Here is a 22,836-nt window from a genome sequence, read left to right as displayed (position 1 = left end):
GTACGTCAGTTGATCGAGACGTCGGCGGTGGCGATCGCCTTCTTCCACTTGATGCGTTCGGCATCCAGGAACTCGCCCATCTGCTTGGGCGTATCCCCCACCACCTGCGCGCCCTGCTCGATGAATTTCTGCTGCACGTCGGCCATCTTCAGGACCTCGACGATGCCGGCATTGAGTTTCTGGACGACCTCAGTGGGCGTGCCTGCGGGTGCGACCACGCCAAACCACGTGCTGACGTCGAAGCCCGGCAAGCCGGATTCGGCCAGCGTCGGCACCTTCGGCAGCAAGGGGCTGCGCGTGTTGCTGGTCACGGCCAGGATGCGGACCTTGCCGGCTTCGTGCTGGCGGTACGCCGAGCTGATGTTGTCGAAGAACGCATCGACCTGTCCGCCCATCAGGTCGGCCAGGGCGGGCGCGGTGCCCTTGTAGGGCACGAACACGAAACCGGCGCGGGCCTGGTTCGCGACCATGGCGCCGGTCAGGTGCGACGTGGTGCCGTTGCCTTGCGTCGCGACCGTGACCTGGCCGTTGCGGCTGCGCGCGTAGTTCAGGAATTCGGTGGCGGACTTGGGCGGCAGGTTGTTCTGTACCGCCAGCACGTTGGGCACCTTGGCCAGGATGGTCACCGGCACGAACGCTTCGGGTTCGAACGGCAGGCTCTTGTACAGATAGCGGTTAATCGCAAGCGGCGCGGGCGGCGTGGCCATCAGCGTGTAGCCGTCGGGCGCGGCCTTGGCCACCATGTCGGCGCCGATATTGCCCCCTGCCCCCGGACGGTTGTCGATGATGACCGGCTGGCCCCACATGGCGGTCAACTTTTCGCCAATGATCCGCGGCAGCACGTCTGCGGTGCCACCGGCCGAATACGGCACGACGATGCGGATCGGTTTGGTGGGAAAGTCCGCGGCGCCGGCCATTGGCGCGGCAACGGCGAACGTACAGGCAAGGGCCGCCGAACAGGCGGTCAGCAGGGGGTGTCTCATCCGGGTGTCCTCAGATTCGTGCAGCGCCACCGGCGCCGCATCTTGTTTTGTCGAACAGCTTGTCGCAAAGCGAACACTAGTTCGTCATATCTGCAGGGTCAACGAATCCGGCTACTATGTTCGCAAAACGAACAAATGGCGGGGTGCACGATGGTTGAGGAAGTCCGCAGCAAGGAAGACAAGGAATATGTCGCGGGCCTGGAAAAGGGTCTGGCGGTGATCGAAGCGTTTGGCATCCGCAACGGCCCGTTGACGCTGAGCGAAGCGGCAGAAATTACCGGCCATCCGCGCGCCACGACACGGCGTTCCTTGTTGACGCTGCAACGGCTGGGCTATGTTGAATCCGATGGCAAGACCTTCCGGCTGGCGCCACGCGTGCTGCGTCTGGGCCATGCGTATGTCACGTCCAGCCCCTTGCCGAAGCTGGTGCAGCCGGTAATTGAAGCCATCAGCGAGCGCACGCAGGAATCGAGTTCGCTCGCCGTGCTCGATGGGGCGAATGTGGTGTTCGTGGCGCGGGCCGCGACGCGGCGCAGCCTGTCGCATGGCTTGGGAATGGGATCACGCCTGCCGGTGCACAGCGCCGCCACGGGCAGGGTGCTGCTGGCCGCGCTGGCGCCGGACGAGGCCGAGCGCATCTTGCTGCGGATGGCGCGCCGGCCGCTGACACCACGCACGCGCATCGACGTGCCCGAGTTGCTGGCCTTGCTGGATGACGTGCGGCGGGATGGCTACGCCGTGAGCGACGAGGAACTGGAACTGGGTTTGCGGTCGATCGCCGTGCCGGTGCACGACATGCATGGACGCACGGTGGCGGCGATGAGCATCGTCGCATCCACGTCGCGCTTCACGTTGGCGGCCATGATCGATACCTTGCTGCCCGAAGTGCAGCGCGGCCGGCGGATGCTGACGGCGATGCTGTAGCGGGCCGCGGTCAGGGCTGACGCGGTGAGGGCCAACGCGGTCAGGTCGAGGCGGTGAGGGCCCACGATGTCACGGCGACGCGGTAAGGCCGACGCGGTCACGCCAATCCCGCTTTCAAGGGCACGTGCGCCAGCACGCGATACCGCGGCCCGCCTGGCGCTTCCGATCGGGTGTACAGGGCCAGATGCGTGAACCGTGCGGGGGGCAGCCGGCAGGCGGGCGGGGGCCCGAGCGGGGGATCGGACACCTGGGTCGGAACGCCCGCGACATCGATCGTGACCGTGGCGCGGCGCCGATACCTGGCCAGCGTAATGTGCGCGCGAAATGGCCGCGGGTCGACCGGCAGGCCGGCGCTCGACACCAGTTGCTGGACATCCTCAACCAATCCGGCAAGCAGCGGCGGCACCCGATAGGTGGCGACCAGCACGCGCGGGGCATCGCCTTCGGGCCAGCGTTCAAGCCCGTCGAAGGGCAGGGCGGCCAGGTCGATGGCGGGTGCGGCCAGGCCGGGCAGGGCGCCGGCCAAATGTTCCGCCTGCTGCTGGGTCAGGCCGCCCAGGAACGCCAAGGTCAGATGCAGGTCGTCGAACAGCGTGGCCTGCGCCCGGGGCGGCGTGCGGTACGCAGCCAAGGTGGTCCGGGTCGGCAGGTCGGGGGCAAGCGCCAGGAAGCAGCGGTGCCACGCCGGTGTGGCGGCCTGTCCAGGCTCGGGCTGGTGCGAAACGGACGGTTGATGCGCGGATTGATCAGACAGGGACTGATCGGACACGGATCGATCGGTCGCGGGTGGATCGGTCGGAGGTCGATCGGTCACAGGTGGATCGGACGGCCGTTGATCGGACACCGGTGGATCGGACGCCGGTTGATCGGGTACGGAAAGATCGTGCACACGATCGGCGTCGGCCGTCGGGCCCTGTCGGAAAGTCGTTGCGATCATGGTCAGGCCAGGGCGTGTTGGGCCGCTCGCGCATCCGCAAGCTGCAAGGCAAAGGCGGCGGTGGCCATGGTCACGCGTTGCGCGGCGGCGGCAGCGCCCCACGCATCCTGGCGTTCCATGGCAGCCACCATGTCGCCCCACAGGCGATTGGACTCGCGCCGCCGCTCGATCGTCGACTGGCCAAGAAAGCAGTAATACCAGAGCAGGCGTTGCCGGAAGTCGGTCACCAGACCGTGCAGATACCGGTTGCCGGTCATGTCGGACAGCATCGCGCTCAGTGCGGCCGTGGCCTGCTTGTAGTCGCGTTCGTCGCCGCCGGCTTCGGTCAAGGCCGACAGGCCATCGATGGCGGCGCGAACCGCTTCGAGTTGCGCCGGGTCGCCCTTGGCAACGATGCGTTGCACGCACATGGCGAGCAGGTCGGCACGGATCTCGAACAGTTCGCGTACTTCATCGCGCGTGTAGTCGGACACGCAGACGCCGCGCCACGGCATCATGCGGATCAGGCCATCGCGCTCGAGCAGGCGGAAGGCTTCACGCAAGGGCGCGCGGCTGGTGCCGAAGCGCGCGGCAATGTCCTGTTCCTTGAGTCGTTCACCCGGCAGGTACACCCCCGTCACGATGTCGTCCGCCAGGCGTGAGGCAATCTGCTCGACCAGCGATTGGGTCGAGACGGGCGTCGGCAGGGCAGAGCGCAGCGTGGCCATGGCGAGAGATCCGGGTTCGCGTGATCAGAGCGTGATGTCGAGTTGCTGCACCAGTGTGCCCCATTTGCGCACACCTTCGGAAATGGATCGGGCCGCATCGTCGATGCTGCCGCCGACCGGATCGGCGCCTTCGGCCGCGAGACTGGCGCGCACTTCGGGCGTCTTGAGGATGCGGTCGACTTCAGTATTGAGCTTGCTCAAAATCGAGCGCGGCGTACCCGCTGGCGCCATCAGTGCGAACCAGCCGATCGCCTCGTAGCCGGTCAGGCCGGCTTCGGCCACGGTGGGCACCTGGGGCAGGGCGGGCGACCGCGTTGCGCCCGTCACTGCCAGCGCCTTCAACTTGCCGGCCTTGATCTGTTCCAGCACCAGCGGAAACGGGGCAAACGACAGCTGGATCATGCCGCCCACCAGATCGTTGACGGCCGGGCCACTGCCTTTGTAGGGCACGTGGGTCATCTTCACGTTGGCCATCGACGCGAACAACGCGCCGAACAGATGGTTGGAAGATCCGCTGCCCGACGACCCATAGTTGAGCGCGCCCGGGTTCGCCTTGGCGTACGCGATCAGTTCCTTGACGGAATTGACGGGCACGCCCGGATGCACGACCAGCGCCGTGGCAGGCTCGGCCAGCAGGATGACCGGGGCCAGGTCCTTGACCGGGTCATAGGGCAGGTTCTTGTACAGCCCCGGCGCGGTCAGGATGTTGCCAAAGGTGCCGAGCACGATGGTGTAGCCGTCGGGTTTGGCTTTGGCGACCAGGTCCACGCCGATCGTGCCCGCCGCCCCGGCCCGGTTTTCGACCACCACGGATTGCTTCCAGGCATCGCCCAGCTTCTGCGCAATGATGCGCGCCAGCAGGTCCGTGTTGCCGCCCGGGGTGTAGGGCACGACCAGGCGCACGGGCCGATCGGGATAGGCGTCGGCGGCATATGCGATACCCCCGGACACGCCCGAAACCAGGCACACGCCAAGCACCAGCGACATCGCGCGTTTGAGCATGATCAATTTCCAGAGCCGCCATGGCGGCTGACGTACGACTGGGAAAATTCCCGCGTCAGCCCGAACACCTTGGGCAGTGGCCGTCCGTTCGGCAGGGTGAGCCACGCGCGCAGCAAGTGCCGCCGCTGCGCCGGGTCTTCCCTGTCTTCGTACTTGCTGCGGGCGTGCAGCACCGAGTAGTTGTTCGCGATCTGGATGTCGCCCGCTTCCATGTAGAAGTTCAGCTGCACATCAGGGTCGTTGCACAGGCTTTCGATCAGGTCGATGGCGTCCTGCTGCGCCGGGGTCAGGCGCGGCACGTCCGGATTTTCCTGCGCCAGCCGCAGGTAGCGGCGCTTGTACAAGGCGCTCAGCCGGCCTTCATGGAAGTTCAGGATCGGCACCGACTGGATCTTCAGGCCGGTGGGGTGCTGGCCGCGCGTATCGAAGTGGAAGGGTTCCTGCAGCGTTGCGACCAGGTCCGGCCGGCGGCGCAACACCTCGTTGTACAGATGCGCGACGCTGACCAGCTTGCTCATGCCGCCCGATTTGGCGGGCCGCAGGCAGAGCAGCATGAAGGCGTCGCCGCCATCGTTGTGGAAGGTCAGTTCGTCGTCGGTCTGGAAACTGCGGACCGAATTGCCGGGTTCGACGCGCATGCCGGTGTTGGTCACGCTGTGCATGCGATTGCCGGCGCCATCCTGGCCTTGCGGGTCGCCCAGGTGCTGCGCCAGCCCCCAGAACAGCAGCCGGGCATCGGCATCGGAATAGTCCGCCATCGGCAGGCCACGCAGCAGGGCAAAGCCGCGGCCGCCTTCCAGGGTGTCGCGCACCTCGGCCAGGCGTTTTGCCACCAGGGGAATCCGGAAGTCACTGGCGTCAAAACCCATGTCGGGCGTGCCGGCCGACTTGAGCGCGGCGACGGCCTGGGCCAGTTCCGCGATTTCTGCCGGGGTAAGGTGGGTGATCCAGTCCGTGCGGTCGCGCAGGCTGGCGCCGCTCCAGACTTCCGGGCCGGCCAGCGGGCTGCCTGGGTTAATGTGCACACTGCCTGCGTGCAAGGCGCCTGCCGATGGGCCGCCGTGCAGCGAGCCGGATTGCGTCGTCAACATGGGTCGTCTCCTGATGACAGGGACGCGGTGGCGGAATGACCCCGGCCCGCGTGTGATTCAGGCCAGTTTTTAGGATTGTCGACAATCTGTCAATCCTGGGGTTTTCCAGCGCCCATGCGGGTTTGCGCGGGTTCAGCCGGACTATGCATAGCAGGTTTGATCCGCCCCGGGCTGCCTTTCCGCAGCCCCGAATTGCACACTTCGAGTGAACCGGGCGCCATCGCCCCCCAAATCATCGCGGCAGCACCGACTGCCGCCGGAGACATCGTCGAATGAATGCCGGTCGTGGGCCACTATCGCACCTGAAGGTGCTCGATCTGAGTCGTATCCTTGCCGCGCCGTGGGCAGGTCAATTGCTTGCCGATCTGGGCGCCGAAGTGATCAAGGTCGAACGCCCTGGCGCGGGCGACGACACGCGGTCCTGGGGGCCGCCCTTCCTGAAAGATGCCGGCGGCCGCGATACCGCCGAAGCCGGCTACTACCTGGCCGTGAACCGGGGCAAGCAATCGATCACCGTCAGCCTGGATCACCCGGATGGCCAGAAGGTCGTGCGCGAACTGGCGGCCAACGCCGACATCGTGCTGGAAAACTTCAAGGCCGGCACGCTGGCGCGGTATGGCCTGGACGCCGCGTCGCTGCGCGCGATCAATCCCAAGCTGATCTATTGTTCGGTAACCGGCTTTGGCCAGACCGGCCCGCGCCGCGACCAGCCCGCCTACGATTTCCTGATCCAGGCCATGGGCGGCCTGATGAGCGTGACGGGCGAGCGGGATGGCCAGCCCGGCGGCGGTCCTCAGAAGGTGGGCGTGCCCATCGTCGACCTGATGACGGGCATGTACACGGCCGTGGCCGTGCTGGCTGCGGTGGCGCGGCGCGACCAGACAGGGCAGGGCGAAACCATCGACATCGGCATGCTGGACGTGCAGGTCGCGACCCTGGCCAACCAGGCCATGAACTACCTGGTGTCCGACAAGGTGCCCCAGCGCAATGGCAATGCCCATCCGAACATCCAGCCGCAGGACGTGTTCCGCTGCAATGACGGCAACGTGATCCTGGTGGTCGGCAACGACGGCCAGTTCGCGCGCCTGTGCGAGGTGCTGGGCAAGTCAGAGTGGGTGCGCGACGAACGCTTTGCCACCAATGCGCAACGTGTACGGAATATCGGTGTACTGAAGGCCATGCTGGACGAGGCGTTCTCGGGCTATTCGCGCGCCGAATTGACGGCCGCGCTGGACCGCGTGGGCGTGCCCTGCGGCCCGATCAACACCGTGCCCGAAGTCTTTGAAGATCCGCAGGTGCGCGACCGCGGCATGCTGATGCATCTGCCGCATCCATCGGGCCGCGACGTGCCGCAGGTGGCCAACCCGATCCGCTTCAGCGATGCGCCGATCCAGTACGATCTGCCGCCGCCGCTGCTGGGTCAGCATGCCGACAAGATCCTGCGCGACCTGGGTTACGACGACGACGGCATTGCCGCCCTGCGCGCGTCGGGCGCGATCTGATCCGACTCCCCCCTCATCCCCCTATAACGACATCGAGACAGGAAGACCCCATGGACGGAATCATCGTCGAGAAAGCCAACCGTATTGCCACCGTCACGCTGGACTACCCGCCCGTCAACGTGCTGACGCTGGCGCGCTACGCCGAAATCACCCGTGTGTTCGACGAGATCAGCACGATGGATGACGTGAACGTGGTGGTCTTTACCGCCAAGGGCACCAAGGCTTTCTGCGCGGGTCTGGACCTGCAGGAATTTCTGGCCGCCACGCCCGAAGAAGACCCGCATCGCGCCAGCATCGTGCGCGCCACCTTCAAGGCGATCCGCCATTGCAAGGTGCCGGTGATCGCGGCCGTCAATGGTCCGGCGCTGGGCGCGGGCTGCGTGCTGGCAGGCGCCAGCGACATCCGTATCGCATCTGAAAAAGCGACCTTTGCAATGCCCGAGATCAACGTCGGCCGCTGTGGCGGCGGCGCGCATACGGGTCGCCTGGTGCCGCAGGGCACCTTGCGCCTGATGGCTTTTACGGGCGAGCCGATCAGCGCCTGGGAAGCGCATCGGGTGGGCATGGTCGAGCAGGTCGTGACCCCGCGCCGCCTGATGCCGACCGCGATGGATCTGGCTGGCGTCATTGCCAAGAAAAGCCCGATCGGATTGCGGCTGATGAAGGAAGCGCTGAACCGTATCGAGACCATGCCGGTGGATGAAGGCTATGAACTTGAACAGCAGTACAGCACCCGCCTGATGATGACGGAAGACGCGCGCGAAGCAACGCGGTCGGTGGTTGAAAAACGCGCGCCCGTGTTCACGGGCCGTTGATTCCGGAGACCCATGATGAAACTGCACTGGTCTCCCAAGTCGCCGTATGTGCGCAAGGTCATGATCGTTGCGCAGGAAACCGGCCAGCTCGACACCTTCGAGAAGGTGCGTTCCGTGGCCGCGATGCTCAAGCCCAACGAAGCCTTGATGCGCGACAACCCGCTCAGCAAGATTCCGACGCTGGTGCTCGATGACGGGTCCACCTTGTTCGACTCGGTGGTGATCTGCGAGTACCTGAACGACAGGGCGGGCGGCACCTTCTTTCCGACGGGCGACGCCAAGTGGCCCGCGCTGCGCTGGCAGGCCCTGGGCGACGGCATGCTCGATGCCGAAATCCTGTGGCGCAATGAACGTGAACGCAGCGACGCGTCGCGTTCCGACGTGCTGATCGCGGCGTTCGAAACCAAGACGATCGCTGCATTGGCGCTGCTGGATGGCGAGGCCGAGGCACTGGCTTCAACGCCTTTTGCCATTGGCCACGTGGCCGTCGCGTGTGCGTTGGGCTACCTGGATTTCCGCTTCGATGCGTTTGGATGGCGTGCGCGCGCGCCGAAGCTGGCGGCATGGTTCGCCACGGTAGAAGCACGGGATTCCTACCGCGACACGTCGCCCGACCTGGGTGAATGAGGCCATGACGACGACAGCGGAATCGGCATCCCGCCTGGTGCGCACCGAGCGGCAGGGCAGGGTGGGCATCGTCACCATCGACCGGCCCGAACGCAAGAATGCGCTGAACCTGCAGGTGAAGCAGGAACTGGTCGAGGCCTTCCAGGCCTTTGAAGCCGATGCGCAGGTGGCCTGCGTGGTATTGACCGGCGCGGGCGGCTACTTCGTGGCGGGCACCGACATCGTCGAGATGTCGGACATGCGGCCGACGGATCACGTGCTGCTCGACACCGACAAGGTCTTCCGTGTACTGAAGGGGTTGAGCAAGCCGGTGATCGCCGCGGTCGAAGGCTATGCCTTGGGCGGCGGATGCGAACTGGCGCTGGCCTGCGACATCGTGATTGCGGCGGAAGGCGCAAGCTTCGGGCAGCCCGAGATCCGCGTGGGAATCATGCCGGGCGCGGGCGGCACGCAGCGCGTGTTGCGCGCGGCGGGGTCGTACAAGACCTTGTTATGGACGTTGACCGGAGAACGCATTCCGGCGTCGGCCTTTCATGCCGCGAACCTGGTCAGCGATCTGGTGGCGGATGGCAAGGCGCTGGAACGCGCGCTGGCCGTGGCAACGCAGATTGCCGATGCGCCTCCGCTTGCGGTCAAGGCGATTCGTGAAGTGGTCCGCTTTGGTGGCGATGCGAGTCTGGATGCCGGACTGGCGCTGGAACGGCGCGCGTTCGAACGCCTGTTCGACAGTGAAGATCAGAAGGAAGGCATGCGCGCCTTCATGGAAAAGCGCAAGCCGCAGTTCAAGGGGCGGTGATCTCCGGACTCGTCGGAAACACGTGCGCGCTCAGGTAGTCCACCAGCGCGCGCAGCTTGGGTGACGGGTGTTTGCTGGCCGGCCAGAGCACATGAAACGCGCCGGTGCGGCCCACGTGTTCCGGCAGCACGACCACCAGCCGGCCATCGGCAAGATGGGATCGCACCGCAAAGTCGGGCAGGCAGGCAATGCCCAGCCCGCGTTCCGCAAAACACACCCGCGTCTCGCAGTTGTTGCACACCATCGCGATCGGCAGATCCAGACTGGGCGCACCGTCAGCCAGGCGCAGCGGCCAAGGCTCGACCTTGCCCGTGTGGGTGTAGCGGTAGTGCAAGCAGTCGTGCGCCAGCAGGTCTTCAGGGACGCGCGGCGTGCCGCGCCGTGCCAGGTAATCCGGCGCCGCAACGATGACCTGCCGGAAGGCGCCCAGGCGGCGGGCAGACAGCCGCGAATCGGTCGGGTCGCCAGTGCGCACCACCGCATCGAAGCCCTCTTCGATCACGTCCACGAGCCGATCGGTAAAGTCCAGGTCGAGTTCGATGTCGGGATACTGCCGCATGAAGTCCGCCAGGATCGGCAGCATCAGTTCACTGACCAGCGGCAGGCTGACACGCAGCCGGCCGCGCGGCGCGGCGGTGGTCGCTGACAGTTCCATTTCGGCCGCTTCGATCTCGGCCAGGATGCGGCGGCTGCGTTCCAGGAACAGCAGGCCTTCGGCGGTCAGGGTGATGCTGCGCGTGCTGCGGTGAAACAGGCGCACGCCCAGCTTGTCTTCCAGCCGCGCGACGCTCTTGCCGACGGCCGAGGCCGACACACCCAGCTGCCGCCCGGCCGCCACAAAACTGCGCGTATCGGCCACTTGCACGAACACCACGAACCCGTTCAGACTGTCCACCTGTCACCTCCGATTGCGGACACGCATGTCCGCACAACGCGGAACTCTACCCCACTTTTTCTTTAATCGCCCACTGACTATCGTGGCGGCAACGATCATTGAAGATGGAGTTCCAGCGTGTCATCACCCGCTACCCCGACCTGTTCCGAGGTGTCTGCAGAACACACCTCGCGGGCATCGCCCGCATCACGCACGCCCGCATCACATACGCCCGCATCTCGCACGCCCGATCACGCCGACCGCCTGCCGCTCGCGTCCCTGCTGGCGCTTGCGCTGGCCGCCTTCATCACCATCCTGACCGAAGCCCTGCCGGCAGGTCTGCTGCCGCAGATGGCTGCAGGACTTGCCGTGTCCGAGGCCTGGGTCGGCCAGACGGTCACGATCTACGCGCTCGGGTCCTTGCTCGCCGCAGTGCCGCTGACGCTGGCGACACAGAACGTGCGGCGCCGGCCCTTGCTGATGGCGGCCATGGCGGGCTTTGTCGTGGCCAACACAATCACGACGTTCTCGACCAGCTTTGCACTGACGATGGCGGCGCGCTTCGTGGCCGGGGTGTCCGCCGGCCTGGTGTGGGCGCTGCTGGCAGGCTATGCCGCGCGCATGGTGCCCGACCACCAGAAGGGCCGCGCGATTGCGGTTGCCATGGTCGGCACGCCGCTGGCCTTGTCGCTGGGCGTGCCCGCGGGCGCCTTCCTGGGCGCCATGCTGGGGTGGCGCGTCGGCTTCGGGATCATGAGTGTGCTCGCGCTGATCGTGCTGGCCTGGGTGCGGATCAAGGTGCCTGACTTTGCGGGCCAGGCCTCGGGCAAGCGGTTGGCGCTGGGTCACGTGTTCCGCTTGCCGGGCATCCGCACCGTGCTGTTCGTGGTGCTGGCCTTTGCACTGGCGCACAACCTGCTCTACACCTACATCGCGCCCTTCCTGGCCGCATCGGGCATGCCGGGCCGCACGGACACCGTGCTGCTGGTGTTCGGCATGATGTCGCTGCTCGGGATCTGGATCATCGGTGTACTGATCGATCGTCATCTGCGCACGCTGACACTCGTCAGCACGGGGATGTTCGGACTGGCGGCGTGCACGCTGGGGGTGGCAAGTGATGTGCCGCTGCTGGTCTACGCTGCGGTGGGCGCATGGGGACTGGCGTTCGGCGGCGCAGCCACCCTGTTCCAGACGGCGCTGGCCAAGGCGGCGGGCGACGCCGCGGACGTCGCACAGTCCATGCTGGTGACGGTGTGGAATCTGGCGATCGCAGGCGGTGGCCTGCTGGGCGGGGTGCTGCTGGACCGGCTCGGCATGGACGCCTTTGCGCCGGTCCTGGTGGTGCTGCTGGCTGCTGCGGTACTGGTGGCGTGGGCAGGCCGCGCAGGGTTTCCCAAGCACGGCAGTTGAGCCTGCCGCGTCAGTTCAGAATGGTCAGGGCTGGAGCATCCGCTCTACCGCGTCAGTCCGGCCGCGTCAGTCCCACCGCATCACTCCCACCGCATCACTCCGGCCGCGTCAATCCACTGTCGCGCCGGACTTCTTCACCACTTCCGCCCACTTCGGGATTTCCTTCACGACCAGCGCCTTGAAGGCCTCGGGGGTGCTGGACGTGGTTTCGATGCCGCTGGCGGCCAGGTGATCGCGCATGGCCTTGTCGGACGCAGCCTTGACCACTGCAGTATTCAGGCGCGCGACGACGTCGGGCGACGTGCCCTTGGGGGCGAGCAGGCCCAGCCAGTTCGACACGTCATAGCCCTTCAGCCCCGATTCCGAAATGGTCGGGATATCCGGCGCGCTGGTGATGCGGGTAATGCTGGTCACGCCCAACGGGCGGACCTTGCCGCTCTTGATGTGCTCGCCATACACCGCATACGAATCGAAGGTCATCGACAGGCGGCCCGCGATCAAATCGTTGAGCAAGGGCGCGCTTCCCTTGTACGGGATGTGCAGCATTTCCACCCCGGCCATCGACGCGAACAGGGCGCCCGACAGGTGGCTGGAACTGCCGTTGCCGGCCGACCCGTAGGTGAGCTTGCCCGGATTCTTCTTGGCCAGGACGATCAGTTCCTGCACGGTCTTCGCGTCGACCGAGGGGTGCACGACCAGCACGCGTGGCGTGGTGTGGGTCAGGCTGACGTACTCGAAGTCCTTGACCGGGTCGTAGCGCAGCTTGGGGTACAGGGCCGGGTTGATGGCCTGCGTGCCCATGGTGCCGAAGAACAGCGTGTAGCCGTCGGGATTGGCGGCCGTGGCCGCTTCGGCCGCGGTGGTGCCGCCCGCGCCGCCCCGGTTGTCGACCACAACTTGTTGGCCCAGCTGTTCCGACAGTTTTTGCGCCAGGCTGCGCGCCATCATGTCGGCCGCGCCGCCGGCGGGGAAGGGCACGATCAGGCGGACGGCGCGTTCCGGATAGGCGGCGTGCGCGGGGGCGGCGGCAAACGTCAGCACACTGATGACAGGAATAGCCAGCAGGCTTGCGGCAAGGCTGCGGCGGCGCAGGGAAGGGCGGTTCTTGGACATGGGCGTCTCTCTTTCTGATTGAGTTGTTATAGGTTTTTGATTAGCGGTCTAGGGATTTTTTGGCAGGATCCTGTCGGCAAAGTCCGCGAGGGCTTCGGCAACCGCCGCAGGCTGGTCGGGCAGCAAGGCATGACCCGCCGGCCCCACCACGCGCACCGTAACGCGATCCCCGCCCAGTTCTTCACGCAGCAGATGCGCGCCACTGGCGGGCGCGAAGGGATCATTGGCAGCCTGCACGTCCAGCACGGGCACGCTGCCCGCCGTCCACCAGCCCGCCACCGGCGTGGCGGCCGACGCGGCGCGCTGTGCGCGCGCGACATCGGGATACCAGCCGTCGAGCCAGGGCGACGGATCGCCACCCGCCGAAAAGAAGGCCGCGCGCAGATGGGCCAGCCGCAGATCCCGTGCAAGGCTAACGTCCATGGCGCCATCGATATGGGCACGCAACTCGCGCGGGAAATCCTTGTGCGCCGCCGCCAGCACAGCCACGCCTGCGACCCGGTCCGGATGATCGATCGCCGTATTGCGCGCGACCCAGTTGCCAAAGGCATGCCCCGCGACCAGCGCAGGCCGCGAGCCTTCGTGCGCGATCACGGCGGCAATGTCGTTGGCGAAGTCATGCAGGGTGATGCCGGTCAGCGGGCCGGTGCTGTCGCCCATGCCGCGCGGGCTGGGCATCACGACGCGATAGCCGCGCGCGGCCAGCAACGGCGCGATCGGAAAGAAGTCTTCCACATCCCGGCCGAGCGACGGCAGCAGCACGATGGCCGGGCCACTGCCGCAGGTCGCAACGGCGATTCGGACATCGCCATGCGTCACGGTATGTCCGGAAAGGGAATGAAGGCCAGCCTGCGCGGCATGCACGGCAGATGAACCCGCAACATCGGCTACCGCATCAGCCATCGCGCCGGCGGCACCCGCATCCAGAATTTGCATCGACGTCATCGACATCAATCCCACTTGATGCCCAGTTCCTTGGTCAGCCCGCCCCACACGCTGCTTTCCTTGGCCAGGAAGGTAGCGAACTCGGCCGACGAACTGGCGACCGCATCCGCGCCTTCCTTTTCCAGGCGCTGCTTGATCTCGGGCATGGCAATCGCCTTGCGGATCGCGCCGTGCAGGGTCTGCAACAGGGCGGGCGACATGCCGGCCGGGCCGACGATGCCGTGCCAGTTCGACACCACCATGCCCGGCACGCCGGCTTCGGCTGTGGTCGGCACCTTGGGCAATTCGGATACCCGGGCCGGTCCCGCCACGGCCAGGCCGATCAGGCGGCCGGCTTCAATGTGCGAGCGGACCAGGGTGATGTCGGACACCATCATCTGCACCTGGCCGGCCAGCAGGTCATTTAATGCCGGGCCGGATCCGCGATAGGGAATGTGGACGATGTCGATCTTGGCGGTGCGCTTGAACAGCTCGCCGCCCAGGTGCGGGATCGTGGCATTGCCGGCCGACCCGAAGTTGACCTTGCCCGGATTGGCGCGCGCATAGGCGATCAGTTCCTGCAGGGTGTTCACGCCCAGCTTGGGGTTGACCACGATGATCTCGGGCACGGCCACCACTTGAGACACGGGCGTCAGGTCGCTCATCTGGTAGGGCATGCGGGTCGCGATGTGCGGTGCGACCGTCAGTGCGCCCGCCAGCGAGTAGCCCAGGGTGTAGCCGTCGGGCTTGGCGCGCGCGACTTCCGACAGGCCCGTAATGCCGCCGGCACCCGGCTTGTTTTCCACCACCACGGTCTGTCCCAGGACCTGGCTCAATCCATTGCTGAGCAGGCGGCACACCGCGTCGGCCGACCCGCCCGGCGCCAGGGGCACGATGATGCGCAACGGGCGATCCGGGAAGCCTGCCTGCGCCAGGGCGCGGGTCGAAAGCGACGCGAAGGGCAGCGCGAGCGCGCCCAGGACGAAGGTACGGCGTGTGGTGTGGGTCAATGCTGTCTCCCGACGATGTTGTGTCGCGGCCGGGCGTGGGGGACACGCTCGCGGTCACGCGTTTTCCGTCATGGTGGCAGAAGCTGGCCGCCAAGCCAGCCGCCGGGAGAGCAAAGCAGATATGCCGAACGGGCGGAAGGCCCAGTCCGGGGTCAGGCGTACAGGCGGGCCGGGTTGTCGATCAGCACGGCGCGCACGCGCTCGTCGCTGCCCGCCCAGCGGCGGAAGGTGGCCAGCAGCTCGGCTGCGTCGGGCGCAGGTTCCACCCGCAGATGGGGCCAGTCGCTGCCCCACACCAGGCGGTCCGGGTTGGCCGCCATCATGGCTTCCTGGAAGGGCTGCGCCTGTTCCAGCGAGCCACCCAGCGTGTTCCGGTAGGCGCACAGCTTGACCCACACCTGGCCGCCTTCCAGCAGCGACAGCAAGGCGCGAAAGCCCGGCGCATCAATCCCCGCCTTGACGTCGAAGCCGCCCATGTGGTCGATCACGACAGGAATCGGCAGCTTGCCGATCGAGTCGGCCAGCGTGTCCAGCGTCATGCAGTCGGTCCAGAGCTCAGCATGCATGCCGGCGTTGGCCAGGTCCGGCGCCATGGCCTGCAGGTCGGCAAATGACGCGCTGCCCGCGAAATTGGCGCCGGCACCGCTGCGCTGGCTGAAGCGCGCAGCGCGCACCCCCAGGTCACGCAATGCCACCAGTTCGGCGCGCGACGCACGCTGCTTGACAGTCACGCCCCGCCAGTCAGGATGCGCGGCCAGTGCGTTGCGCAGCAGGCTGTCGTCTTCGCCATATGCACTGGGGTGGACCAGCACACCGTGCTTGAGTCCCAGCCGGGCCAGATGGGCCACGTAGTCGTCTTGCGTGGCTTCGGGCGGCGTGTAGCTGCGGTCTTCGGCCAGCGGAAACTGGGCATACGGACCGAACACATGCGTGTGGCAGTCCCAGCCGCCCGCACGCAGGTCGGCATCAAGATCCAGGGTCATACGTGCTCCAGGTTCATTTCAGTTCCTCGTGTTGCGGCAGCGCAAAGGCGGGGGCCACGCCTTCGGGCAACGGGATTTCCTGCGAGTTCAGGGTCATGGCGACCAGGGTGTAGTAGCCCACCAGTGCGGTCAGTTCAACCGTGCCGCGTTCGCCCAAGGCTTCCACAGCTGCCGCATGGGTCTTGTCCGACACCGACCGGTACTGGTTCAGTTCCATTGCGTAGCTGTAGACAGCCAGGTCCGCGCCCGTCAGGTCGGGCGTGCGCTGCGCCAGCAGGTCTTCGATGATCGCGGTTTCCAGCCCGGCTTTTTCAGCCGCCGGGCGGTGCGCGAACCATTCGAAGGGCGAGCGGCAATAGCGGCCCGTGACCATGATCGCGAGTTCGGAATGGCGCGGCGACAGCGTGGTGCGATAGCGCAGCAGGGCACCCATGGCCTGCCAGCAATCGGCCAGTTCGGCATTGACCAGGGCCGCGCGCAACGGGCCCTCGATCTTGCCGCGCGGACCGTTCACGACCTTGTCGTAGACGGCGCGCTGGTCGGCGTTCATGGTGTCGGGGGAGGGCAGCGTGATACGAGGCATGGCGTGGGAGTCGAACCAAAGAAAGCGGTCAGAAGGACGGGCGTCGATGTGCCCGTGGCGGCGCGGCCGGCGACCGCGTCCTTAGCGTAGCGCGCGGCCGCCACCGCGGCCATGTCGCCATCGCCAATTCAGGTTTGCGCCGTTGCCGCCGCGCGCGGTTGACCGGCATCGTCCAGCCTGTGCCACATGCCGCTGCGCCCCATGTCGTTGACGATGTCCACGATGGCGGACGCGACCTCGGCCACTGCGCGCGCCGGGCCTTTCGACTTCGACAAGGACATGGAAATGGTGCGCGCCATGCCTGGGCCGATCACCTTCGCGGCTTGCAGGGTGCCTTCGGACACCTCGTTCCACACCGCATGCAGTGGCAGCACCGTGTACAGGCCGTCCTGCGCCACCAGCAGCTTTTGCAGCGGCAAGGAATCCGCTTCCATGCGCGGCTGCAGCGTCAGCTTGTGTTCTTTGGCGGCGCGGTCCAGGGCGTTGCGCAGGCCATTGGGCGCGCTGGGCAGAATGAAGGGCAGCTTGTCGAATACGTCGAACGACACTTCGGCCGACCGCGTGACCGGGTCGCCCTTGCCGCCGATCAGGTAGGTGTCGACGATCGCCAGCGCCTGGTCGCCTTCGGGCAAGGTCGCACCGTAGCGATACAGGATCGCAATGTCGACGCGGGCATCGGCCAGCCATTCTTCGACCTGCCCGCTGGACCCTTCCAGCACCTTCAGATGGATGCCCGGAAAACGCTCGCGCATGCGCACGAACAGGTTGTGGATCAACGGGTTCGAGATCGACGGGATCAACGCAATGGTGACCTGCCCGGTGGGTACGCGCGACTCGCCCTTGATGTCGGCTTCAAGTTGTTCCGCATCGGACAGCAGGCGCTTCACGTTGGGAAAGATGCGCGCGCCGACTTCCGACAATTCGACGCCGCGGCCGGTCCGGTTGAACAGCCGTGCGCCGCACTCGCGTTCAAGCGCGTTGATGCGGCGGCTCAGTACCGACTGGTCGACATCGAGATACAGCGCGGCGCGCGTGAGGCTGCCCAGTTCGGCGATGGCCAGGAAGGCGCGCCATTTGTGCAGGTCCGCCGTGACGTCCAGCTGGATGCCCGTGGCCTTGTTGATGGATGGGTGCAAGCGTGTCTCCGCCTCTGTGATCCGGCCCATTGTAGGGGTCGGCCCGGCAGGGGGATAATCCTTTCTCTGCCTGACCCCCTACCGGAGACGCTGCACCATGTCCTATTCCCTTGAAGCCTTCGTTGCCGATTGCCGTGCCGCGCTGCAACACGATCCGGGCCCGGCCGGCCGTGAGGTCGTGAAGCAACTGGTCGAAAGGGCCGCGGGCGATGCGCAATTTGTCGAGACGAATATCCGCCCCGATCAGGAAAAGGAACGTCACCTGCTGTACGAAGATCCGGATCTGAAATTCTGTGTGCTGGCGCATGTCTATCACGACGCCAAAGGCAGTTCGCCGCACGATCACGGACCCAGCTGGGCGATCTACGGGCAGGCGTCGGGCACCACCGACATGACCGACTATCGCATCATCGAAAAGGCGCACGATGGCCAGTCCGGCAAGGCCGTTGCGATCCGCAACTATGCGCTCACGCCGGGGACGGCCTATGTCTACAACGAAGGCGATCTGCATGCGCCAAGCCGCTCGGGTCCGACCCGCCTGCTGCGCATCGAAGGCATCAATCTGCTGGGCGTGAAGCGCGACAAATACGAGGTCGTGCAAGGCTGATCGGCCACCATCGTCCGTAAGGATGACGGGCCGTTTGCACGGTTAGGGATACTCTGCTGTACCACGCCGCGGCAGCCTGCCGCGGCAATGGACACGGCAGGTTCTCTCCATGACAAGTCATGAAAAGTTCATCTTTTTGGGACCGGTATTTGCGGGGGTCGCCGTCGTCCAACCGAACAGGAACATCCGTCATGCGCGCGATCAAGAAAGCCCGGAAGTACATCTCGGAACACCCCGAAAAGCAGGATGCCAAGACGCTGGCCAAGCTGGCCGTCGCCTTGCAATCGAATGAAGATTTTCCGCTGCACGAGTTGTATGAAATGAAGCTCGATTCGTTCGAACTCGCGCTCGAAGTACTAAGCGACTGGCGCCTGGACCGCTACTACACCGGCAAGGAAAGGCTGGTGGAAGTGGCTGCCGGCATCGGCAGCCACGAAGAGCGCAGCGCCATCGTCATCGCGCAATAAGGCGGATCAGATCCCCAGCCCGCCCAGCGATTTGCCGCCATCCACGAACAGGGTCTGTCCTGTGATGAAGCGGGTGGCGGGCGACGCGAAAAATTCGATCGCCACCGCAATGTCGTCGGGCTGCGCAGCGCCGCCGCTGGGCTCCAGCGACACGGCCTTGGCGTATTGATCGGGCGGCATCGTCCGGGTCATGGGCGTGTCGGTAAAGCCCGGTGCGATCGAGTTCACGGCAATCTTGCGAGTCCGCAATTCCAACGCCATGGCACGGGTCAAACCAATCACCCCTGCCTTGGACGCCACATAGTCCGCAAACCCGAAGCCCCCCAGCGCACCCCGTGACGATACCGTCACGATGCGGCCGCCGGCCTTCATGCGCCGTGCGCCTTCCTGCGCGGGAATGAAGACGCCGATCACATTGACGTCCAGCGTCCGCCGGAAGTCGTCTTCCGTGATCTCGTCCACCAGGCGCGGTGTGTACACGCCGGCCGCGCACACCACCACGTCGACCCGGCCTTCGTCGTCCATCATGCGGCTGACGGCCGCGCGGTCGCACACGTTCAGCGCATAGCCCTTCACGTTCAGCCCGAGCGCCTTCAGGTCGGCTTCGGCCGCGGCTGTCTTGCCCGCGTCCAGGTCCACGAGCGCGACCCGGTAGCCGGCACGCGCCAGCCGCGTGGCCGTCGCCAGGCCGATGCCGGATGCGGCGCCGGTGACGAAGGCGACTTCCGGACCCGGTGCCGTCGCGCCGTCCTGTGTTGTCGTGTCGTTCATTGCCGGACCCCGTCAGTCGGCACGAATGCCGAAGTCCTTGATGATCTTGCCGTAGCGGGCGTCTTCCGCGCTGATCACCGCGCCCATCTGATCGGGGGTGCCGCCGGTCGGCAGGATGGCCAGCGCCTTCATGCGATCGACCACGTCAGGCATCTTCAGGATGTCGTTGACGGCCAGGTTGACCTTCTGGACGACTTCGGGCGGCAGGCCGCGCGGGCCGAGAATGGCTTGCCACGCGCTGACTTCCACGTCCTTGTAGCCCAGCTCCGCAAAGGTCGGGATATCGGGGGCGAAGGGCGAGCGCACCTTGTCGGCCACGCCCAGCAGGCGGACCTTGCCGGTCGCCACGTATTGCGCGAGCGGGCCGATCGTCGAATACATGACCGGCACCTGGCCGCCCACCAGATCAACGATGGCAGGCGCGCTGCCGCGATAAGGGATCTGCGTCAGCTTGATGCCGGCCGACCGGTCGAACAGTTCCGACAGGATATGCATGGGCGACCCGCTGCCCGGGCTGGCGTAGCTGTTGACCTTGCCCGCGCGGGCTTCCTTCACCACCTGGTCCACCGACTTGAGTCCGGCGTGATCGGCGCCCACCATGAAGAGGGATTGGCGGCCGATTTCCGAAATGGGGGTGAAGTCCGTCTTGGCGTTGTAGTCGCCGCCGCTGCCGGGCTTGAGCACATACGGGACGATGGCCAGGGTGTTCGGCGCGACCAGCAAGGTGTAGCCGTCGGCCGGGGCGCGTGCGACATAGGCGCTGCCGATCGATCCGGCCGCGCCGGTCCGGTTTTCCACGACGACGGGCTGGCCCCACTTGGCAGCCAGCTTTTCGGCGATCCAGCGCGCGATGACGTCGGTGTCGCCGCCGGCAGGATAGGCCACGACGATCCTGACCGGCTTCACCGGGTAATCGGCGGCCTGGGCAGGTGCTGCGAGAGCCAGCAGGGCGGCCAGCGAAGTGGCGAAGGACGCTGCAAGCAGCGGAACGGGGCGACGAAGGGCGGTTTTTTTCATTGGGTGTCCTTAGTGGACAGGTCTGGGTGACCTGCGACGGTGCGTGGTGCCGTATCCCCGTTTTTATATGAACGCGTAGTTCATATAATTTATGAAAAAATTATAAATTATTGCGCCCGTCGTGTTGTAGTGGTTTACCCGTAGATGTGGTGCGGGCATGCAGCGCTGACCGCGCCTGGTCAGCTGACCACGAGCTTGCGCGGATTTGGCGGGATCGACAAGGACTGGAAATAGACGGCTTCGCCACGCCGGTCAAAGGCCGAAATGTCCAGGGTGGCGCCCGCCGATCCCTTGGGCAGCTTCAACAGCTTGCAGACCGCGGGCGGAAACACGCTCACCGACAGCTTTTCCGAAAACCGCGTGGCCGGCCGCCGGTATTCCCGCTCCAGCAATTCCTTGATGTTGATGCCGCTCAGCGTGTCCAGCGGCGAATCATCCAGCAGGGGAAAGACACCCCGCACGATGTACGCGCGGGTGTAGACGTCGAACTCGTTGTTGATCGAAAAGATGCGTTCGATGCAGACGTGTTCGTCGCCGCGCAGGTGGTCGCTCCACGCACCGGAGTCGGTGACCACCGTGCGGCCCAGGATGCGCGAATAGATCGGCAGGATCTCGCCCGACGTTTCGTCCAGGAATTTGCAGTGATAGAAGGGCGCGCGCATGGGCGCTTCCTTGTCGGCCACGAAGGTGCCCGACCCCTGCTTGCGGGTCAGCAGGCCGTCATCGACCAGCACGCTCAGCGCACGCTGCACGGTGCCAAGACTGAACCCGCTCATTTTTACCAGCACCTCTTCGGCCGGCAGCTTTTCGGCTTCGGTCAGGGTGGTGTCGGCGATCGCATCGGAGATGGCCTTGCGCAGCTGCAAGTACTTGGGCAAGCCCGATCCGGCGTCGTTCTTCAGGCGGCCTGCGAGCCAGTTGGGGGCGGAAGTCATGGGCTGCATTCTACAAAACCGCGTGCGAAGGAAGGATTGACATGCGTTTTCTCAAGCCTATAATCCAAATCACTATATAGGACTATAGTAATCGAGAGGAGACCTCGTGATCGTCGAAGAACGAACCTACACCTGCCATGCCGGCAAATCCCTGCCCTACATCCGCGCCTATGAAGCGGAAGGGCTGGCCATCCAGCGGCCCATTCTGGGCAATCTTGTCGGCTACTTCACCACCGACATCGGCACGCTGAATCAGGTCGTGCACCTGTGGGCGTACGACAGCCTGGCCGACCGCGCCGCGCGCCGCGCCACCCTGCTGCAGCACCCCGACTGGCAAGCCTATGCGGCCAAGGTCCAGCCCTTCGTGCTGACGCAAGAAAACCGCATTCTTGTGCCCGCGCCGTTCTCGCCCTGGGCCGACGGCCCCGCGTATTGAGCCTGCCACCCCACTTTCTGTTCAAGAGCCCCCCATGAAAATTACCGATGTCATCACCCATCAACTGCTGGTCAATGTCGATGAGCCTTTCACCTCGTCGCGCGGCTGGTTCTACAAGACCAAGGGCGCGCTTGTCGTCGAGATCGTGACCGACGAAGGCGTCATTGGCTGGGGCGATTGTTATGGCCCGGCCGCGGTCAACAAGGCCATCGTCGACACCGTGCTGCGCGCGAGCCTGATCGGCCGCGATCCGTTTGACGTCGAAGTGATCTGGGAAGAGCTCTACAACAAGGTCAAGGATTACGGCCTGACCGGCATGACCATCTCGGCCATCAGCGGCGTGGACATCGCGTTGTGGGACATCATCGGCAAGGCGGTGGGCAAGCCCATCCACAAGCTGATCGGCGGCGCCTTCCGCACCGAGCTGCAAGCCTATGCGACCGGCCTGTACTTCAAGGACATGGACCGCCTGAACGAGCAGGCCGTGGAAGAAGCGCGCGGCTATGTGGACCAGGGATTCAAGGCCATCAAGATGAAGATCGGCCTGGGCTCGTTGACCAAGGACATCGACCGCGTCGCGGCGGTGCGGGATGCGATCGGCAACGACATCCAGCTGATGGTCGATGCCAACCATTGCTTCACAGTGCCGCAGGCCATCAACCTGGGCCGCGAACTGGAAAAGCTGGGCGTGCACTGGTTCGAAGAACCCATCTCGCCCGAAGACCTGGATGGCTATGTCGAAGTCTCGCGCAAGCTGGACATGGCGATTGCCGGCGGGGAAAACGAGTTCACCAAATTCAGCTTCCGCCGCATCCTGGAAAAGCGCGCGATGGACATCGTGCAGCCGGATGTGTGCGCCGCGGGTGGCATTACCGAATGCAAGAAGATCGCGGCCCTGGCGCAGGCGCAAGCCATCCAGTGCGTACCGCACGCCTGGGGCACGGCGATCGGCTTGGCCGCGACCATGCACTTCCTGGCGTCGTTGCCCAACACGCCGCCGTGCCTGGTGCCGCAGCCGCCCATGCTCGAGTACGAGCAGACCTTTAACCCGTTCCGCGATGAACTGAGCAGCACCGCGCTGACGCATGTCGGCGGCATCGTGCATGTGCCGACCGGCCCGGGCCTTGGCATCGAGATCAATCGTGCCGTGCTCGACAAATACCGTGTCGCCTAAGCCCGCATCCAG

The 22,836-nt window shown here is 65.6% G+C and carries 25 protein-coding genes; 10 read left to right on the top strand and 15 right to left on the bottom strand.

Annotation, left to right across the window (positions count from 1 at the left end; all coding sequences use genetic code 11):
* Window positions 1-5: 5 nt before the first annotated feature.
* A complete protein-coding gene (locus HD883_RS18740; protein WP_179582675.1) occupies window positions 6-983 on the bottom strand; it encodes a Bug family tripartite tricarboxylate transporter substrate binding protein in 978 nt (325 codons plus the stop codon).
* A gap of 150 nt (window positions 984-1,133) precedes the next feature.
* Between HD883_RS18740 and HD883_RS18735 the strand changes: the two genes are divergently transcribed.
* Window positions 1,134-1,907: an IclR family transcriptional regulator domain-containing protein gene (locus HD883_RS18735; RefSeq protein WP_179582677.1), complete on the top strand. Its 774-nt coding sequence runs from the start codon at window positions 1,134-1,136 to the stop codon at window positions 1,905-1,907.
* Window positions 1,908-2,004: 97 nt separating this feature from the next.
* Here HD883_RS18735 and thpR read toward each other — a convergent pair whose 3' ends face one another.
* From thpR to HD883_RS18715, 4 genes are all read right to left on the bottom strand, one after another.
* Window positions 2,005-2,676: an RNA 2',3'-cyclic phosphodiesterase gene (gene thpR / locus HD883_RS18730; protein WP_179582679.1), complete on the bottom strand. Its 672-nt coding sequence runs from the start codon at window positions 2,674-2,676 to the stop codon at window positions 2,005-2,007.
* Window positions 2,677-2,846: 170 nt separating this feature from the next.
* Window positions 2,847-3,551 (bottom strand): GntR family transcriptional regulator, encoded by a 705-nt coding sequence (locus HD883_RS18725; RefSeq protein ID WP_179582681.1) that lies wholly within the window; start codon window positions 3,549-3,551, stop codon window positions 2,847-2,849.
* Between the two features lie 24 nt (window positions 3,552-3,575).
* Entirely contained in the window at window positions 3,576-4,553 is a 978-nt protein-coding gene (locus HD883_RS18720) for a tripartite tricarboxylate transporter substrate binding protein (RefSeq protein WP_179582684.1), read from the bottom strand.
* A gap of 2 nt (window positions 4,554-4,555) precedes the next feature.
* On the bottom strand, window positions 4,556-5,644 hold the full coding sequence (locus tag HD883_RS18715) for a TauD/TfdA family dioxygenase (RefSeq protein WP_179582686.1): 1,089 nt from the start codon (window positions 5,642-5,644) through the stop codon (window positions 4,556-4,558).
* A gap of 272 nt (window positions 5,645-5,916) precedes the next feature.
* Between HD883_RS18715 and HD883_RS18710 the strand changes: the two genes are divergently transcribed.
* Genes HD883_RS18710 through HD883_RS18695 form a run of 4 tightly spaced genes read left to right on the top strand, consistent with a single transcriptional unit; the run spans window position 5,917 to window position 9,384 of the window.
* Entirely contained in the window at window positions 5,917-7,146 is a 1,230-nt protein-coding gene (locus HD883_RS18710) for a CaiB/BaiF CoA transferase family protein (protein ID WP_179582688.1), read from the top strand.
* 50 nt (window positions 7,147-7,196) lie between these two features.
* Entirely contained in the window at window positions 7,197-7,961 is a 765-nt protein-coding gene (locus tag HD883_RS18705; RefSeq protein WP_179582690.1) for an enoyl-CoA hydratase-related protein, read from the top strand.
* Between the two features lie 12 nt (window positions 7,962-7,973).
* A complete protein-coding gene (locus tag HD883_RS18700; RefSeq protein ID WP_257022301.1) occupies window positions 7,974-8,588 on the top strand; it encodes a glutathione S-transferase family protein in 615 nt (204 codons plus the stop codon).
* 4 nt (window positions 8,589-8,592) lie between these two features.
* Window positions 8,593-9,384 carry an enoyl-CoA hydratase-related protein gene (locus tag HD883_RS18695; RefSeq protein WP_179582694.1) on the top strand — a complete coding sequence of 264 codons (792 nt, stop codon included), beginning with the start codon at window positions 8,593-8,595 and terminating at the stop codon, window positions 9,382-9,384.
* Here HD883_RS18695 and HD883_RS18690 read toward each other — a convergent pair.
* On the bottom strand, window positions 9,371-10,279 hold the full coding sequence (locus HD883_RS18690; protein WP_179582696.1) for a LysR family transcriptional regulator: 909 nt from the start codon (window positions 10,277-10,279) through the stop codon (window positions 9,371-9,373). The two genes, HD883_RS18695 and HD883_RS18690, sit on opposite strands and share 14 nt — an antisense overlap.
* A gap of 117 nt (window positions 10,280-10,396) precedes the next feature.
* Between HD883_RS18690 and HD883_RS18685 the strand changes: the two genes are divergently transcribed.
* Window positions 10,397-11,668, top strand: coding sequence for an MFS transporter (locus HD883_RS18685; protein WP_373563403.1), 1,272 nt, complete (start codon window positions 10,397-10,399; stop codon window positions 11,666-11,668).
* 108 nt (window positions 11,669-11,776) lie between these two features.
* Here HD883_RS18685 and HD883_RS18680 read toward each other — a convergent pair whose 3' ends face one another.
* The 6 genes from HD883_RS18680 to HD883_RS18655 form a co-directional block, all read right to left on the bottom strand.
* Entirely contained in the window at window positions 11,777-12,781 is a 1,005-nt protein-coding gene (locus tag HD883_RS18680; RefSeq protein WP_179582698.1) for a Bug family tripartite tricarboxylate transporter substrate binding protein, read from the bottom strand.
* Between the two features lie 48 nt (window positions 12,782-12,829).
* The gene (locus HD883_RS18675) at window positions 12,830-13,726 is read right to left on the bottom strand and encodes an alpha/beta fold hydrolase (protein ID WP_218863095.1); all 897 of its coding nucleotides are present in this window, start codon (window positions 13,724-13,726) and stop codon (window positions 12,830-12,832) included.
* A gap of 5 nt (window positions 13,727-13,731) precedes the next feature.
* Window positions 13,732-14,715, bottom strand: coding sequence for a Bug family tripartite tricarboxylate transporter substrate binding protein (locus tag HD883_RS18670; RefSeq protein WP_179582700.1), 984 nt, complete (start codon window positions 14,713-14,715; stop codon window positions 13,732-13,734).
* 152 nt (window positions 14,716-14,867) lie between these two features.
* Window positions 14,868-15,698 carry an amidohydrolase family protein gene (locus HD883_RS18665; RefSeq protein ID WP_179582703.1) on the bottom strand — a complete coding sequence of 277 codons (831 nt, stop codon included), beginning with the start codon at window positions 15,696-15,698 and terminating at the stop codon, window positions 14,868-14,870.
* Window positions 15,699-15,711: 13 nt separating this feature from the next.
* Window positions 15,712-16,281 carry a carboxymuconolactone decarboxylase family protein gene (locus HD883_RS18660; protein ID WP_179582705.1) on the bottom strand — a complete coding sequence of 190 codons (570 nt, stop codon included), beginning with the start codon at window positions 16,279-16,281 and terminating at the stop codon, window positions 15,712-15,714.
* A gap of 128 nt (window positions 16,282-16,409) precedes the next feature.
* The gene (locus tag HD883_RS18655) at window positions 16,410-17,417 is read right to left on the bottom strand and encodes a LysR family transcriptional regulator (protein ID WP_257022300.1); all 1,008 of its coding nucleotides are present in this window, start codon (window positions 17,415-17,417) and stop codon (window positions 16,410-16,412) included.
* A gap of 97 nt (window positions 17,418-17,514) precedes the next feature.
* On the opposite strand from HD883_RS18655, the gene HD883_RS18650 reads away from it, so the two are divergent.
* Together HD883_RS18650 and HD883_RS18645 are read left to right on the top strand one after the other, a co-directional pair.
* The gene (locus HD883_RS18650; protein WP_179582709.1) at window positions 17,515-18,024 is read left to right on the top strand and encodes a hypothetical protein; all 510 of its coding nucleotides are present in this window, start codon (window positions 17,515-17,517) and stop codon (window positions 18,022-18,024) included.
* A 191-nt stretch (window positions 18,025-18,215) separates the two neighbouring features.
* Window positions 18,216-18,491, top strand: coding sequence for a hypothetical protein (locus HD883_RS18645; protein ID WP_179582711.1), 276 nt, complete (start codon window positions 18,216-18,218; stop codon window positions 18,489-18,491).
* A 6-nt stretch (window positions 18,492-18,497) separates the two neighbouring features.
* Here HD883_RS18645 and HD883_RS18640 read toward each other — a convergent pair whose 3' ends face one another.
* The 3 genes from HD883_RS18640 to HD883_RS18630 form a co-directional block, all read right to left on the bottom strand.
* Window positions 18,498-19,262: an SDR family NAD(P)-dependent oxidoreductase gene (locus HD883_RS18640; RefSeq protein WP_179582712.1), complete on the bottom strand. Its 765-nt coding sequence runs from the start codon at window positions 19,260-19,262 to the stop codon at window positions 18,498-18,500.
* Between the two features lie 12 nt (window positions 19,263-19,274).
* Entirely contained in the window at window positions 19,275-20,279 is a 1,005-nt protein-coding gene (locus HD883_RS18635; RefSeq protein ID WP_179582714.1) for a Bug family tripartite tricarboxylate transporter substrate binding protein, read from the bottom strand.
* 179 nt (window positions 20,280-20,458) lie between these two features.
* Window positions 20,459-21,214, bottom strand: a complete 756-nt coding sequence (locus HD883_RS18630) for a GntR family transcriptional regulator (protein WP_179582716.1) — start codon at window positions 21,212-21,214, stop codon at window positions 20,459-20,461.
* Window positions 21,215-21,320: 106 nt separating this feature from the next.
* Here HD883_RS18630 and HD883_RS18625 point away from each other — a divergent pair, with 106 nt between their 5' ends.
* Window positions 21,321-21,650, top strand: coding sequence for an NIPSNAP family protein (locus HD883_RS18625; RefSeq protein WP_179582718.1), 330 nt, complete (start codon window positions 21,321-21,323; stop codon window positions 21,648-21,650).
* A 34-nt stretch (window positions 21,651-21,684) separates the two neighbouring features.
* The gene (locus HD883_RS18620) at window positions 21,685-22,824 is read left to right on the top strand and encodes a mandelate racemase/muconate lactonizing enzyme family protein (protein WP_179582720.1); all 1,140 of its coding nucleotides are present in this window, start codon (window positions 21,685-21,687) and stop codon (window positions 22,822-22,824) included.
* Window positions 22,825-22,836: the final 12 nt, after the last annotated feature.

The organism is Pigmentiphaga litoralis (assembly GCF_013408655.1).
Taxonomy (GTDB): Bacteria; Pseudomonadota; Gammaproteobacteria; order Burkholderiales; family Burkholderiaceae_B; genus Pigmentiphaga; species Pigmentiphaga litoralis_A.
The sequence above is the reverse complement of the archived record's forward strand: the minus strand, read 5'-3'. Positions and strand labels throughout refer to the sequence as shown.

Coding starts and splice junctions, on each gene's coding strand:
- HD883_RS18740 (WP_179582675.1), bottom strand. CDS start 983: ATGAGACACCCCCTGCTGACCGCCTGTTCGGCGGCCCTTGCCTGTACG.
- HD883_RS18735 (WP_179582677.1), top strand. CDS start 1,134: ATGGTTGAGGAAGTCCGCAGCAAGGAAGACAAGGAATATGTCGCGGGC.
- HD883_RS18725 (WP_179582681.1), bottom strand. CDS start 3,551: ATGGCCACGCTGCGCTCTGCCCTGCCGACGCCCGTCTCGACCCAATCG.
- HD883_RS18720 (WP_179582684.1), bottom strand. CDS start 4,553: ATGCTCAAACGCGCGATGTCGCTGGTGCTTGGCGTGTGCCTGGTTTCG.
- HD883_RS18715 (WP_179582686.1), bottom strand. CDS start 5,644: ATGTTGACGACGCAATCCGGCTCGCTGCACGGCGGCCCATCGGCAGGC.
- HD883_RS18710 (WP_179582688.1), top strand. CDS start 5,917: ATGAATGCCGGTCGTGGGCCACTATCGCACCTGAAGGTGCTCGATCTG.
- HD883_RS18705 (WP_179582690.1), top strand. CDS start 7,197: ATGGACGGAATCATCGTCGAGAAAGCCAACCGTATTGCCACCGTCACG.
- HD883_RS18700 (WP_257022301.1), top strand. CDS start 7,974: ATGATGAAACTGCACTGGTCTCCCAAGTCGCCGTATGTGCGCAAGGTC.
- HD883_RS18695 (WP_179582694.1), top strand. CDS start 8,593: ATGACGACGACAGCGGAATCGGCATCCCGCCTGGTGCGCACCGAGCGG.
- HD883_RS18680 (WP_179582698.1), bottom strand. CDS start 12,781: ATGTCCAAGAACCGCCCTTCCCTGCGCCGCCGCAGCCTTGCCGCAAGC.
- HD883_RS18675 (WP_218863095.1), bottom strand. CDS start 13,726: ATGACGTCGATGCAAATTCTGGATGCGGGTGCCGCCGGCGCGATGGCT.
- HD883_RS18665 (WP_179582703.1), bottom strand. CDS start 15,698: ATGACCCTGGATCTTGATGCCGACCTGCGTGCGGGCGGCTGGGACTGC.
- HD883_RS18660 (WP_179582705.1), bottom strand. CDS start 16,281: ATGCCTCGTATCACGCTGCCCTCCCCCGACACCATGAACGCCGACCAG.
- HD883_RS18650 (WP_179582709.1), top strand. CDS start 17,515: ATGTCCTATTCCCTTGAAGCCTTCGTTGCCGATTGCCGTGCCGCGCTG.
- HD883_RS18645 (WP_179582711.1), top strand. CDS start 18,216: ATGCGCGCGATCAAGAAAGCCCGGAAGTACATCTCGGAACACCCCGAA.
- HD883_RS18640 (WP_179582712.1), bottom strand. CDS start 19,262: ATGAACGACACGACAACACAGGACGGCGCGACGGCACCGGGTCCGGAA.
- HD883_RS18635 (WP_179582714.1), bottom strand. CDS start 20,279: ATGAAAAAAACCGCCCTTCGTCGCCCCGTTCCGCTGCTTGCAGCGTCC.
- HD883_RS18630 (WP_179582716.1), bottom strand. CDS start 21,214: ATGACTTCCGCCCCCAACTGGCTCGCAGGCCGCCTGAAGAACGACGCC.
- HD883_RS18620 (WP_179582720.1), top strand. CDS start 21,685: ATGAAAATTACCGATGTCATCACCCATCAACTGCTGGTCAATGTCGAT.